Consider the following 12748-nt stretch of genomic DNA (forward strand, 5'->3'; position numbering starts at 1 on the left):
TACGGCGAATCCCCGGGCGCACGAGAGTCTCCCGCGCCCGCGTGGCGACCGTCCGGGACCTCCCCGAAGGCCGCGTGTCCGAGTGCTGTGCGAGTATCACCAGGATCGGTGCGGCCGCGACAGGCGAGGGAGACATGACACAGGTACCAGGGGACGGCGGCCCGCCGGCCCGTGAGCAGGTACCGACGGACGTCTCCGTGGGGACCGGGCCCGTGTTGCCCGCGACGGTGGCGGAGGCCCGCGAGATCGTCGCGGTCCTGCTGGAGAACTCCGGTCTCCCGTCGGACGCCCCCATCGTGACGGACGCGCTGATGGTCACGTCCGAACTGGTCACCAACGCGATACGCCACGGCGGGGGCCTGACCGGCTTTCACGCCGACGTCCGCGACGGCGACCTGCGCGTCTCGGTGGCCGACCGCAACCCCGTTCCTCCGGTCACCCAGACCAGCCCCCCGGCCGGCCGCCGGATCGGCGGCTACGGCTGGCCCCTCGTCCGTACCCTCGCCGACCGGGTCACCGTGACGCCCCACGAGGCCGGCAAGCACATCACGGCGACGCTCAGCCTCGGATGATCCCCGCGCCGTGCCAGTCCAGGCGCAGGACGGCCAGGTCGTCGGTGTGGCGTCCCGCGTTCAGGGCGCGGGTCTCCTTGACGAGGAGGTCGACGTGGGCGCCGGGATCGGCCGGGGGCAGCTTCCCGATGAGGGCGAGCAGCCCTTCGACCCCCAGGCGCTCGCCGTTCGCCGTGCCGTTGTGCCCCTCGGTCAGGCCGTCGGTGTAGAGGGTCAGGGCCCCGGCAGGGGGGAGCGGGATCACGGTGGCCGACCACGACCCCGAGCGGGGGGCGATACCGAGCGCGATCCCGTGTTCCGCGGCCGTCTCGCGGGTCCGCCCGGCGACGGTGAGCAGGGGAGCGTCGTGACCGGCCAGGTACACGGTGGCGGTGCCCGCCGCCTGGTCGAGCGTGAGCAGGGCGCAGGTGGCGAACATCGTCGGCAGGCCGCGTTCGGCGACCAGGATGCGCTCCAGCAGGTGCAGCAGGTCGGGTCCGCGGTGCCCGCCGAGGATCAGGGACCGCCAGGCGATGCGCAGGCACACGCCGAGGGCAGCCGCGTCGGGTCCGTGTCCGCTGACGTCGCCGACCACGGTGTGGAGCAGTCCGTCGTCGCCCTCGACGACGTCGAGGAAGTCGCCGCCGAGCAGGGCCTGTTCCCGTCCGGGCAGGTAGCGGGTGGTCACGGTGACGGTGCTGGTGTCGAGGAGCGGCCGGGGCAGCAACCCGCGTTCCAGGCGGGCGTTCTCCTCCGCCCGCAGCCGGGTGGCCTGGGCCTCGGCGCTCGCGCGTTCCGTCTCGCTGCGGTAGACGGCGTAGCGCACCGTACGGCCCAGGAGGTCGGCTTCGACCTTGCCCTTCACGAGGTAGTCCTGGGCACCGGCGGCCATGGCGTCGGCGCCCGCCCGCTGCTCGGACAGGCCGGTCAACACGATCACCGCGGTGTGCGGGGCCAGCTCACGGACGGTGATGACACCGTCCGTGCCCGAGAGGTCCGGCAGGTGCAGGTCGAGCAGGACGCAGTCGGCCCGGCGGTCGGCGAGCGCGACACGGGCATCGGCCAGGCTCCGGGCCACCGTCAGCTCGAAGCGCAGCCCGCTGTCGTGGAGGAGTTCCTCCACCAGGAGGGCGTCGGCCTCGTCGTCCTCGACGAGCAGGACGCGGTACATCGGCTCGACCGACCGCGACGCCGACTCGACCACGCTCACGACTCCCGCTCCTCCCCGGCACGGTCCGCCGCCTCCACCGTCTCCTGCTCGGCGTTCTCGGGCGGTGCGGCGGCGAGGGTGAACACGATGCGGGTGCCGTCGGTGTGGTCGGGGTCGATCCCGATGGCGCCGCCGTGGAACTCGATGATCTTCTTGCACATCGCCAGGCCGATGCCACTGCCGTTGTAGACGTCCTTGGTGTGCAGCCGCTGGAAGATCACGAACACCTTCGCGGCGTACTCGGGGGCGATGCCGATGCCGTTGTCGGTGACGGCGAACCGCCACAGCTCACCCTCCCGTTCGGCCGACACGTGGATCCTCGGGGTCTCACCGGGACGGCGGAACTTCACGGCGTTGCCGAGCAGGTTCTGCCAGAGCATTCCCATCTGCGTGGGGTCCGCGACCAGGTTCGGCAGTGCGTCGTGGGTGATGACCGCCCCGGATTCCTCGACGCTGACACTCAGTGCGGACAGGGCCCGGTCCATCACGGTGCCGAGGTCGACGCTCTGGTGGGTGTGGTGGACGCGGCCGACGCGCGAGAAGTCGAGGAGGTCGTTGATCAGGGTCTGCATGCGGTTCGCGCCGTCGACCGCGAAGTCGATGTACTGGTCCGCCTTCGCGTCGAGCTGTCCCCCGTAGCGGCGCTGGAGCAACTGGGTGAAGCTGGAGACCTTCCGCAGGGGCTCCTGGAGGTCGTGCGAGGCCACGTAGGCGAACTGCTCCAGCTCGGCGTTGGAGCGCCTGAGATCGGCGGCCTGCGCGTCGAGGCGCAGACGTGCCTCCTCGGTGAAGGAGAGCTCCCGTACGAGCCGTTGGCGCATGGAGTCGACCTCGGCGCCGAGCCGGCGCAGGTCCGCCGGGCCGGTCGGGGTGATCGGATGCTCGAAGTCGCCGCCGGTGATGGCACGGGCGTCCGCCCCGAGTTGCTCCAGCGGTGTGGTGATGCCGCGGCGCAGTCCCTCGAAGACCAGCCCGGCGAGGGCGACGATGACCAACGCGATGGCGGCGAAGACCCAGTTCCGCAGGCGCATGACCGCGAACAGGTCCTCCCGCGCGTTCGCGCGGTCGACCTGGAGCTTCTCCTGCTGGTCGGCCATCGCCGTCCGCAGGGTGTCGAACGAGGCCTTCGCCTCGGCGGCGCGCTCGGTGGCCAGGAACGGGGGCGTCCCGGGCGGCGAGGCGGCGATCGGGCGGGCGATCCGGTCCTGCCAGGCCTCCACCGCCTCCTCGACGGCCTTCAGGTCCCTCAGACCGGTGGCGTCGTCGCGGAGCAGTTCCGCGAGGCGGTCGGTGGACGCCTTCTGTTCGGTGAGGCCCCGCTGGTAGGGGATCAGGAACTCCGCGGTGCCGGTGAGCCCGTAGCCGCGGATGCCCGTCTCCTGGTTGAGCAGCGTCGACTCCAGGCGGATCGAGGTGGTCAGGGCGGGGGACTTCACGTCCACCAGCTCCCTGCTCAGGGAGGCCGTCCGTTCGAGGACCCAGGCCCCGGTCACCCCGAGCAGGGCCAGGACCACCAGGGACGCGGCCACCCCCACGCGAAGCCACCGCCGGGTCGTCCACGTGGACAGACCCCGCGGCCGCGGCAGCCCCTCTTCGCCGGTCATCTCGTATGCCCCTCCGCTGTCACGACCGCTGCCCGATGTGGTGCGGCCTGCATACTCTAGAGCCGTCGCGGACAACCATTGTTGTCGAGGTCCGCTCGGGGGCCTAGAGTGCCGGGTATGCCGGGCCAGAACTTCCCACTGCGGACCACGTCCCAGGAGACGGCCGCCGTCGCGGACACGGCGGTCGCCGAGCTCGCCCGGTGCCTCGCTCGCCGGCTCCTGGACGCCCCGACCGCACCGCGGGCGGACGAAGCCGACGACCCGACGCGCGCCCTGGCCCTGCTGAACGTGCTGGACCACGTGCGGCAGGCCGCCGAGAGGCTCCAACGCGACGTCGCCGCGGGCGCCGCCCGCGCGGGCGCCGGCTACCCGCAGCTCGGCGACGCCTGCGGAATCACCCGACAGGGTGCCCGACGGCGTTGGCCCGGACTGTTCAACCACTCCCACGACAAACCCACGGAGCATCCGATGATGAGCGCCCCCTCCCGCCCCTACGACGTCCTGCTCGTCGAGGACGACATGGCCGACGCCATGCTCATCGAGGAGGCTCTCTCCGAGCGCGGGACCCGCAACCTGGTCCAGGTCACCGACGGGGTCGCCGCGCTGGAGTACCTGCGCACCCCGGGCAGCGTCCGTCCCGACCTCATCGTCCTCGACCTCAACATGCCCCGCATGAACGGCCGTGACCTCCTCCAGATCCTGAAGAGCGACGAGAACCTCCAGACCATCCCCGTCGTCGTCCTCACCACCTCCTCCGCGCCGGAGGACGTCGCCGGGGCCTACAGCAGTCACGCCAACGCCTACGTCACCAAGCCCGTCAACCTCGACGAGTTCGAGAAGGCGGTCCAGAGCATCGACGCCTTCTACCTCGACACCGCCACCCGGCTGCCCCGCACCTGAGCACGACGGTCCGGTTCAGGTCGAACGGTCCGGTGCGGCTTTCGGGGCTCACCCGGGTGGCGGAGTGTGGGCCCGTCCCGGCCGGGCAGGCGCCGGCCGGGGTGCCCGTGGTCCTTCCCGAGGGGATCGCGGGGCACCCTGTTCCGCCCCGGCGGGATCCGTCCGAGGTGGTAACCGGAACTTCCCTTCCCGTCGACTTCGATCAACTAGGGTGCAAATCCAATCCAATTCAGGGGGATGCGCCGATGCTTGCCGCCGTTTACCACGGGAGACGTGATGTCCGGGTCCAGGAGTGGCCCGACCCGCCGTCACCCGCCCCGCACGAACTCCAGCTCGAGATCCTGCGGGCGAGCATCTGCGGAACCGATGTCGACGAGTTCACCTCGGGGCCCCACCTGATCCCCATCGACGTCCCGCACCCCGCGAGCGGCCACGTCGGCCCGCTCGTCCTCGGTCACGAGATGGTCGGACGGGTCGCCGGAGTCGGGGCGGACGTCACCGGGTTCGCCGTCGGCGACGTGGTGGTGCCCGGCTCCGGAGTGTCCTGCGGGACGTGTCGCTGGTGTCGCGCCGGTCGGACCAACCTGTGCGCGACCTACTACACGGTCGGCCTCCACGTGGACGGCGGGCTCGCCGAACGGGTGAACGTACCCGCACGCATCAGCCGGTCCGTCGGCGATGCCTCGCCCGACGTCGCGATCATGGCCCAGCCCCTCGCCGTCGCCCTCCACGCGGTGCGCGGATCCGAGGCCGAGGCGGGGGCGACCGTCGTCGTCATCGGCCTGGGCGGGATCGGCCTGCCGGCCCTGGCCGCGTTCACGGCACGGGGCATCGAGACCATCGCCGTGGACGTCTCGCCGGCCCGCCTGGACGCCGCCGAGCGCAGCGGCGCGAGCGTGCTCATCGACGCCTCCCGCCAGGATGCCGTCGCCGAGATCAGGCGCGTCACCGGCGGCAACGGCGCCGACATCGTCCTGGAGACCTCGGGGGTCCCCCAGGGCCTGGCGACCGCGATGAACGCGGTGAGCCGCGGTGGTCACATCCGCCTGGTCGGCCTGCACCGCGACCCGTCGCCCCTGAACCTGACCCGGCTGGTGCTCGACGAGATCCGGATCTCCACCTCGAAGGTGCACATCTGCGATCAGGACCTTCCCGAGGCGATGGCCCTGTTGAAGGAGCACCCCCGGATCGCGTCCACCTCGATCGACGCGGTCATCCCCCTCGCCGACGTGGTGCCGGACGGACTGGAGCGGATGGCATCCGGCCGGGCGACCGGCAAGGTCGTCGTCACGTTCTGAGTCGCCGCCCGCGGGAACGACGCAGGGCGGTACCGGCATCACCCCACCGGTACCGCCCGCTCGAACCGCCCTACTCGACCTTGGCCCAGTCGAGGGTGCGCTCCACCGCCTTCTTCCAGCCCTCGTACCCCTCCGCGCGCCGCTCCTCGGACCACTGGGGTTCCCAGCGCTTGGATTCCTGCCAGTGGGTGCGCAGTTCGTCCTGGTCGCGCCAGAAGCCGGTGGCCAGGCCCGCGGCGTAGGCGGCGCCCAGTGCGGTCGTCTCGGCGACCACCGGCCGGCTGACCGGTACGCCCAGGACATCGGCCTGGATCTGCATGCACAGGTCGTTGGCGGTCACGCCGCCGTCGACCTTCAGCACGTCGAGGTGGACGCCGGAGTCCTGCTCCATGGCCTCGACCACGTCGCGGCTCTGGTAGCAGATGGCTTCCAGGGCGGCCCGGGCCAGGTGTCCGCTGTCGTGGTAGCGGGCGAGGCCGACGATGGCTCCGCGCGCGTCGGAACGCCAGTACGGGGCGAACAGGCCCGAGAACGCCGGTACGAAGTAGATCCCGCCGCTGTCGTCGACGGTGCGGGCGAGGCGTTCGCTCTCGGCCGCGTCACCGATGATCTTCAGCTGGTCGCGCAGCCACTGGATCGCGGAGCCGGTGACCGCGATGGATCCCTCCAGCGCGTACACGGCCGGCTCGTCGCCGAACTGGTAGGCCACCGTGGTGAGCAGCCCGTGCGACGAGCGGACCAGCTCCGTGCCGGTGTTCAGGACGAGGAAGTTGCCGGTTCCGTACGTGTTCTTGGCCTCGCCGGGCGCGTAGCAGACCTGTCCTACGGTGGCCGCCTGTTGGTCGCCGAGGACGCCCGTGATGGGGATGGCGGCGCGCAACGGCCGGGAAGTGCGGGTCTGGCCGTAGGCCTGTGCGTGGGAGGACGGGTTGATGCTGGGGAGCATCGCCCTGGGGATGTTGAAGAAGCCCAGGAGCTCGTCGTCCCAGTCGAGGGTCTCCAGGTCCATCAGCATGGTGCGGCTGGCGTTGGTCACGTCGGTGGCGTGGATGCCGCCGTCGGGGCCGCCGGTGAGGTTCCACAGCACCCAGCAGTCGGTGTTGCCGAAGAGGGCGTGGCCCTGATCGGCCGCCTCGCGGACCCCGTCGACGTTCTCCAGGATCCACTGGATCTTGCCGCCGGAGAAGTACGTGGCCGGTGGCAGGCCGGCCTTGCGGCGGATCACGTCCCCCTTGCCCGAACGCTCCAGTGCCGCCGCTATGGAGTCCGTACGGGTGTCCTGCCACACGATGGCGTTGTAGTAGGGGCGGCCGGTGCGGGGATCCCACACGACGGTGGTCTCCCGCTGGTTGGTGACGCCGATGGCCGCCAGGTCGGAAGCCGAGAGGTTCCCGTGCCGCAGGGCGTTCTGCATCACCGAGTTGGTGCGCTCCCAGATCTCGACCGGGTCGTGTTCGACCCACCCCGAGCGGGGGAGGATCTGCGAGTGTTCCAGCTGGTGCTTCGCCACCTCGTTGCCCGCGTGGTCGAAGATCATGAAACGTGTGCTGGTGGTCCCCTGGTCCACCGCGCCGACGAAGTCAGCCATGGGGGTGCCGCCTCTCTTGGGGCCTTGCTGCCCTGGGGTCCGTGGCGTGGGGTGGTCGGTCGTCCGCCCGAGCGGTCGGTCCTTCAGCCGCCCGGGCGGGCAAACGATCAGTTCTCGTCCGGGGCCGGGATCCGTCCCGGGGGTTCCGGTTCGGCGTTCGGCAGGAACCGACCGATGAAGACCTTGTACAGACCCGCTCCCAGTACACCGCCGATGAACGGACCGATGATGGGGACCCAGAAGTAGAAGTTCCCGTACTGATCTCGCCAGGCTCCGCCGTAGCCGGTGAGGAAGCTGGCCAGTCGGGGACCGAAGTCACGTGCCGGGTTGATCGCGTAACCGGCGTTGGTGCCCCAGGCCATGCCGATGGCCACCACGATCAGGCCGACGATGAACGGCGCCAGGTTGGCGCCCGGGGGAGTGTTGAGCAGATCCGTGACCGCGAAGATCAGCAGGAGCAGGATCGCGGTGCCGATGATCTGGTCGCGCAACGCGCCCCACTCGGTGACCGGCAGGTTCGTGTTGCCGTTGGCCGGCAGCGTGGAGAAGACGCCCTGCGTCTTGATGGTGTGCCCGGGGTCGGCCTTGGCGAGCGCCTCGGTGTAGTTCCACCGGACGATCAGGGCCGCCGCGAAGGCGCCGGCCGTCTGGGCCAGCGCGTAGGGGGCGACCTTGCTCCAGGGGAACCCCTTGAACGTCGCCAGCGCGACGGTCACCGCCGGGTTGAGGTGAGCACCGCTCAGCCTCGCGGCGACGTAGACGCCCAGCGTGACGCCGAGGCCCCAGGCCCAGGCGATGCTGTCGTGATTGCCCAGGCCGCCCGCCGGGTCCGTGAGGGCGCCGCCGGCGACCACCTGGGCCACCACGCCGCAACCGAAGAGGATGAGGATCAGGGTGCCGGCGAACTCGGCGGACAGTTCGGCGACCAGGCCTGATCTTTTGAGTCGCTCAGCCATGGGTGCCCCTTCCCGACGGCCGGGGACCGGCCGTCGACTGCCCCGAGCCTCAATGAATCACTGTAATCCCGGACATATCTCCGGGCCAGTGGCGGAGATCCGCCCCGGATCCGCAGGCTCTCCCCGGTCCTGCGGACACCCCCGGAATCCGCGGGCCGCTGCGGATCCCGGGGCCTTCGCGGCACACTTGAGGTACGGCGCGCGACCGCGGTCGCGGTCGTCCGCACCCCGCGCTCCCGAGCCGCGGAGCGCACCGGTACGAGACTCGTCCGCCAGGTCCGACCCCGGAGGTACTCGATGAACATGCTCATCAACAGCGCGGAGACCGTGGTCGCCGACGCCCTGCGGGGGATGGCCGCGGCCCACCCGGATCTCGACGTGGACGTGGAGCGCCGGGTGGTCGTACGGCGCGGTGCCCGCGAGGGCGGTCGGGTCGGCCTGGTCTCCGGGGGCGGCTCCGGACACGAACCCCTGCACGCGGGTTTCGTCGGGTACGGGATGCTGTCCGCCGCGTGCCCCGGCGAGGTGTTCACCTCACCGGTACCCGACCAGATGCTGCGGGCGGCCAAGGCCGTGGACTCCGGGCAGGGCGTGCTGTTCGTCGTCAAGAACTACACCGGGGACGTGCTGAACTTCGACATGGCGGCCGAGCTGGCCGAGGAGGACGGCATCCGCGTCGAGCGGGTCCTGGTCAACGACGATGTCGCCGTCACCGACAGCCTGTACACCGCCGGGCGACGCGGTACGGGGGCCACGCTCTTCGTCGAGAAGATCGCCGGCGCCGCCGCCGAGGCGGGGGCACCGCTGGAACGGGTCGCGGCGCTCGCCCGACGCGTGAACGACGCCTCCCGGAGCTTCGGGGTGGCGCTCGGTGCCTGCTCGACCCCCGCGAAGGGCAGCCCGACCTTCGACCTCCCCGACGGGGAGCTGGAGTTGGGCGTCGGCATCCACGGCGAGCCGGGCCGGGAGCGTCGCGCGATGATGCCCTCCCGGGACATCGCCGAGTTCGCGGTGGGCGCCGTGCTGGAAGACCTGGCGGCGGTGGGGCCGGCCGACGGGCCCGTGCTGGCCCTGGTGAACGGCATGGGCGCGACACCTCTGTTGGAGCTGTACGGCTTCCACGCCGAGGTGGCGCGGGTGCTGGCGGACCGAGGCGTTCCGGTCGCGCGGACACTCGTGGGGAACTACGTCACCTCGCTGGACATGGCGGGATGTTCGGTGACGTTGTGCCGGGCCGACGATGAACTGCTGCGGCTGTGGGACGCGCCCGTGGAGACGGCGGCACTGCGCTGGGGTCGATGACCCGGACGTTTGCGTCCGTCCGGTGGGCGGGGACCGCGGCGCCGGCCACCGCGGGCCCCCGCCGAGATCGGAGCGGCCGGACGGATCGCCGGTCGAGGGACGAGACGGGTGGCCCGGGTGCCCGGGACCGCGACGAGGCCGGTGCGCCGGGGAGGGGCATCGGGACACGATCGGGCGCAAGCGATCGGCTTTCCGTCCGTTTCGCCGCGCGCGGGTGGCCGAGACGTGGAACCGTCGCCACATGACCGAAAGCTCGATTCCTTACATCTCAGCGGCCCGGGTCACCGTCCGGGGGGTACAGCCCGGCACTCCGCCCTTTCGCATCGTGGAAGTGGACGGGGAATTCATCGGCAGGGCGACATCGATGACGGACGTGCTCCTGATCGCCGCGGAGGCGGGCGTCCCGATTCACGACCTCGACGACCTGGAGACGGTCCACTGGGTGGGCGGCGGCAAGTTCACCTGGAAGCCGCACTAGACCCTGGACGTGTCTCGGCGGCGGCCGATGGAGGCCGATGACCAAGGGAGCCATGCGTGACGCGGTACCTGATCTCGTTCGACGACGGCGCGATGAGCTTCCCCGAGGAGGAGTTGCCCGAGGTGGCCGAGGCCTCGATCGCGGTGGTGCGGGAGGCTCGGGAAGCCGGCGTGTGGGTCTTCGGCGGGGGATTGGAAAGGCAGCGGGCGAGCATCGCGGCCACCGACGGGACCGTCACCGACGGTCCGTACCCGGAGACGAAGGCGGTCCTCGGCGGGTTCTCGATCATCGACGTGCCCTCCCGCGAGGACGCGCTGGAGTGGGCTGTCAGGCTCGCCGCCGCGTGCCGCTGTGCGCAAGAGGTCCGGGAGATCCTGTCCGATCCGACCGGCTGACCGGAGACGACCCGCCCGGGTACGACCCGCCCGGGTACGACCGTCGCGAGGACGGTCGTACCGTGCCGTGCCGCGTCACCGCCTTCCGCGCCGCCCGTCAGGGAGTCTCTTCCTCCAGGCCTTCGAGGCTGTCCATGAACGAGCTGACGGAGAACACCGCACGGCCGGGTCCGGCCGGACCGTAGCCGGGCGGGGACTTCAGACCGAACTCCTCCAGGGTCGCCCGGTACGCCTCCAGCAGGCGGATGTGGTACTCCAGCGGCGCCCCGAGGGGGTTGGCCTTGCCCAGCGGTGTCGTCGGCTCCGGGCACCAGGTGGTGAAGCGCGGCACCACACCGTTCGACATGAAGAACCGCAGTCCCTCGGTGGTCGATTCGATCGCCTCGTCGACCTTCGTGAAACCGAACGGCTCGGCCATCTCGATGCCCGCCACGAAGTTGGGGATCACATTGCGCGGGCCGAACACCTCGGTGGACTCCAGGATCCTGCGGTGCCACTCGTCGCGGCCCACGTAGCGTTCCTTGCCCGGGCAGTGGAGCTGGAACAGCCGGCGGTCCCACACCTCGAAGTTCGGGTGGTAGATCCGGATGCCGTGGTCGTGGAAACGCTGGACGTCCGCGCGGGGCAACGCCTGGGCCACCACCTTGCCGATCCAGCGGCCGGGGAAGCGCTCCTCGATGGCCTTGGCGTAGTGGCCGTAGAAATCGGCCTCGTCCCGGCCGGCGACCTGCGAGGTGATCGAGCCTCCGGTGAGCGTGTAGGCCCGGGAGGTGCCCGCGGTGTCGTACCGGTCGATGATCTCCAGGGCCTCCAGGACCTCCTCGACCGGCTTCACGCCGGTGTAGGGCCGGCCCGCCGCCTTGTGCTGACGCCAGTTGTGGTTGATGTCGCAGAACTGGCACTCCTCCTTGGCCCCGAAGTACTGGCAGACCCGGAAGACCGTCAGGTAGACGAGGTAGCCCCACTGGATGGTCGGCGCGACCTCCATCACGGACTTGCCGTTCGACAGCTTGTGCCGGTAGTACTCCGGCATCGGCGGCAGGCCGACGTCCGCGATCCGTGCCCCGTCCAGGTAGAGGCCGAGCGCGCCGTCCTCGCCGCCGCGCACGACGTACGGGGAGTCCGGATTGACCCGAACCGACACGACGGTGCGGCGCAGGTCGTACGGACCGCCGGTCAGCACGATCTCCTCGGGAGGCCGGTTCAGCGCGGCGGCGCCGAGCTCCGGCAGCGTGCGGTGGTCGAAGGAGAAGATGAAGTAGGACTTCGGCTTGACGTCACCCGAGGTTCCGTCGGTGGTGCCGCTGAGCGCGGACTCGTCGAAGGCCATGCCGCCCCGCAGGAGGTCCTCCTTGAACACGGCCTCCCGCGGCACCTGTGGGAAGCGGCCCATGAGGTCCTCGACGAGCGCGGTCCGGCCGGCGCTCTCCGCGTGTTGCTTCACTTCTGACTCCTTGGGCCGTTGTGACGTGCGGTGGCCGGTTCGAGCGCTCGACCCGACTGCTCGAAGGCGGGTCTCGCGTCGCCGATCCGATCCAGGACTGAACACGTTCAATTGCTCCTGCCACACTACCCCGCGCGCCCGCGGCACTCACGCGCACCCCGTTCCCGGGAACCTCGTGGCGGTCGCGGAGTCCGAACGCTGCCAGGCACCCGTCCGCGGACGCAAGCGACTTGGCCGCCGCCGGGAAGCCGCTTCCCACCCGCCGAACGGAGCCCGCTCCGGGCGTTCGAACGGTTTCGGCCGGCCCGCGGCGACGACGCGTTCCGGGGTGTGGGTGGGGGAGGGCGGGGCAGGCGATGTCCAGGCCGGACGCATCGGCCGCAGCGCACGACGCATGGCGCATGACGCGCGGCGCGCACGGCGAACGGCCGTACGGCGAACAGAAGGGACGGGCGCGGGGAAGACCCTCGGCGTCCTCCGCTCACCGGAGGAGTTGTTTTCGCGTGACTGAGCATGTGTGGAGCTTCAAGGCGACCTCGGGCCACCTGGCCGGCACCGATCTGGCCGGTTACAAGGTCGAGGCGACCGACGGCGGCATCGGCAAGGTGGACAAGCACTCCGACGAGGTCGGCGACGCCTACCTGCTGGTGGACACCGGAGTCTGGATCTTCGGCAAGGAGGTCCTCCTGCCCGCGAGCACCGTCACCCGGATCGACCCGGACGACAAGAAGATCTTCGTCGATCGGACCAGGGAGCAGGTCAAGAACGCTCCCGAGTTCCATCGCGACAAGCACCTGGGCGACACCGGCTACCGGGAGGAACTCGGCGTCTACTACGGCCCGGACATCCCCTTCGGCGGTCGCCCCGTCTGACCCGCGCGTGAACGCCCACACGCAGGCATCCGCGTGAACAGGGGCCCGGACTCGACGAGTTCGGGCCCCTCGCCGTTGCCCGGCGGGCGGCCCGGCCCGCGACGGACGACCCGGTCGGGTGGGTGTTCCCGCCGATGCGGGGTAGCCGGG

At 71.0% G+C, this 12748-nt stretch carries 12 protein-coding genes; 7 read left to right on the forward strand and 5 right to left on the reverse strand.

Annotation, left to right across the window (positions count from 1 at the left end; genetic code table 11):
* Positions 1–134: 134 nt before the first annotated feature.
* Complete coding sequence (locus ACQEVM_RS14490) at positions 135–572, forward strand: ATP-binding protein (RefSeq protein WP_433078642.1); 438 nt, start codon at positions 135–137, stop codon at positions 570–572.
* Here the strand turns inward: ACQEVM_RS14490 and ACQEVM_RS14495 are convergent.
* Both ACQEVM_RS14495 and ACQEVM_RS14500 read right to left on the reverse strand, forming a co-directional pair.
* Complete coding sequence (locus tag ACQEVM_RS14495) at positions 559–1722, reverse strand: PP2C family protein-serine/threonine phosphatase (protein WP_433080013.1); 1164 nt, start codon at positions 1720–1722, stop codon at positions 559–561. The genes ACQEVM_RS14490 and ACQEVM_RS14495 overlap by 14 nt on opposite strands.
* A 35-nt stretch (positions 1723–1757) precedes the next feature.
* Complete coding sequence (locus tag ACQEVM_RS14500) at positions 1758–3365, reverse strand: sensor histidine kinase (RefSeq protein WP_433078644.1); 1608 nt, start codon at positions 3363–3365, stop codon at positions 1758–1760.
* Between the two features lie 117 nt (positions 3366–3482).
* On the opposite strand from ACQEVM_RS14500, the gene ACQEVM_RS14505 reads away from it, so the two are divergent.
* Both ACQEVM_RS14505 and ACQEVM_RS14510 read left to right on the forward strand, forming a co-directional pair.
* Positions 3483–4265 carry a response regulator gene (locus tag ACQEVM_RS14505; protein WP_433078646.1) on the forward strand — a complete coding sequence of 261 codons (783 nt, stop codon included), beginning with the start codon at positions 3483–3485 and terminating at the stop codon, positions 4263–4265.
* A 245-nt stretch (positions 4266–4510) separates the two neighbouring features.
* The gene (locus tag ACQEVM_RS14510; protein ID WP_433078648.1) at positions 4511–5563 is read left to right on the forward strand and encodes a zinc-binding dehydrogenase; all 1053 of its coding nucleotides are present in this window, start codon (positions 4511–4513) and stop codon (positions 5561–5563) included.
* A gap of 70 nt (positions 5564–5633) precedes the next feature.
* Here the strand turns inward: ACQEVM_RS14510 and glpK are convergent, their stop codons facing one another.
* Together glpK and ACQEVM_RS14520 are read right to left on the reverse strand one after the other, a co-directional pair.
* The gene (glpK, locus tag ACQEVM_RS14515; protein WP_433078650.1) at positions 5634–7151 is read right to left on the reverse strand and encodes a glycerol kinase GlpK; all 1518 of its coding nucleotides are present in this window, start codon (positions 7149–7151) and stop codon (positions 5634–5636) included.
* A gap of 107 nt (positions 7152–7258) precedes the next feature.
* Entirely contained in the window at positions 7259–8107 is an 849-nt protein-coding gene (locus ACQEVM_RS14520; RefSeq protein ID WP_433078652.1) for an MIP/aquaporin family protein, read from the reverse strand.
* Positions 8108–8404: 297 nt separating this feature from the next.
* On the opposite strand from ACQEVM_RS14520, the gene dhaK reads away from it, so the two are divergent.
* The 3 genes from dhaK to ACQEVM_RS14535 all read left to right on the forward strand — a co-directional run bounded on the left by dhaK (position 8405) and on the right by ACQEVM_RS14535 (position 10282).
* On the forward strand, positions 8405–9409 hold the full coding sequence (gene dhaK, locus ACQEVM_RS14525) for a dihydroxyacetone kinase subunit DhaK (protein WP_433078654.1): 1005 nt from the start codon (positions 8405–8407) through the stop codon (positions 9407–9409).
* Positions 9410–9650: 241 nt separating this feature from the next.
* Positions 9651–9887 (forward strand): hypothetical protein, encoded by a 237-nt coding sequence (locus tag ACQEVM_RS14530; protein WP_433078656.1) that lies wholly within the window; start codon positions 9651–9653, stop codon positions 9885–9887.
* Positions 9888–9943: 56 nt separating this feature from the next.
* A complete protein-coding gene (locus ACQEVM_RS14535; RefSeq protein WP_433078658.1) occupies positions 9944–10282 on the forward strand; it encodes a YciI family protein in 339 nt (112 codons plus the stop codon).
* A gap of 97 nt (positions 10283–10379) precedes the next feature.
* On the opposite strand, the gene ACQEVM_RS14540 is transcribed toward ACQEVM_RS14535, so the two are convergent.
* Positions 10380–11675, reverse strand: coding sequence for a radical SAM protein (locus tag ACQEVM_RS14540; protein WP_433080015.1), 1296 nt, complete (start codon positions 11673–11675; stop codon positions 10380–10382).
* Between the two features lie 554 nt (positions 11676–12229).
* Here ACQEVM_RS14540 and ACQEVM_RS14545 point away from each other — a divergent pair.
* Entirely contained in the window at positions 12230–12598 is a 369-nt protein-coding gene (locus ACQEVM_RS14545) for a PRC-barrel domain containing protein (protein ID WP_433078660.1), read from the forward strand.
* The last annotated feature ends 150 nt before the right edge of the window (positions 12599–12748 follow it).

Origin of the sequence: Streptomyces sp. CA-243310 (assembly GCF_050936775.1) — a bacterium.
In the GTDB taxonomy this organism is placed as follows: Bacteria; Actinomycetota; Actinomycetes; order Streptomycetales; family Streptomycetaceae; genus Streptomyces.

Excerpts from the sequence above, each read along its gene's own strand:
- ACQEVM_RS14520 (WP_433078652.1), bottom strand. The coding sequence starts at position 8,107 with ATGGCTGAGCGACTCAAAAGATCAGGCCTGGTCGCCGAACTGTCCGCC.
- ACQEVM_RS14500 (WP_433078644.1), bottom strand. The coding sequence starts at position 3,365 with ATGACCGGCGAAGAGGGGCTGCCGCGGCCGCGGGGTCTGTCCACGTGG.
- ACQEVM_RS14540 (WP_433080015.1), bottom strand. The coding sequence starts at position 11,675 with ATGGGCCGCTTCCCACAGGTGCCGCGGGAGGCCGTGTTCAAGGAGGAC.
- dhaK (WP_433078654.1), top strand. The coding sequence starts at position 8,405 with ATGAACATGCTCATCAACAGCGCGGAGACCGTGGTCGCCGACGCCCTG.
- glpK (WP_433078650.1), bottom strand. The coding sequence starts at position 7,151 with ATGGCTGACTTCGTCGGCGCGGTGGACCAGGGGACCACCAGCACACGT.
- ACQEVM_RS14495 (WP_433080013.1), bottom strand. The coding sequence starts at position 1,722 with ATGTACCGCGTCCTGCTCGTCGAGGACGACGAGGCCGACGCCCTCCTG.
- ACQEVM_RS14505 (WP_433078646.1), top strand. The coding sequence starts at position 3,483 with ATGCCGGGCCAGAACTTCCCACTGCGGACCACGTCCCAGGAGACGGCC.
- ACQEVM_RS14510 (WP_433078648.1), top strand. The coding sequence starts at position 4,511 with ATGCTTGCCGCCGTTTACCACGGGAGACGTGATGTCCGGGTCCAGGAG.
- ACQEVM_RS14490 (WP_433078642.1), top strand. The coding sequence starts at position 135 with ATGACACAGGTACCAGGGGACGGCGGCCCGCCGGCCCGTGAGCAGGTA.
- ACQEVM_RS14530 (WP_433078656.1), top strand. The coding sequence starts at position 9,651 with ATGACCGAAAGCTCGATTCCTTACATCTCAGCGGCCCGGGTCACCGTC.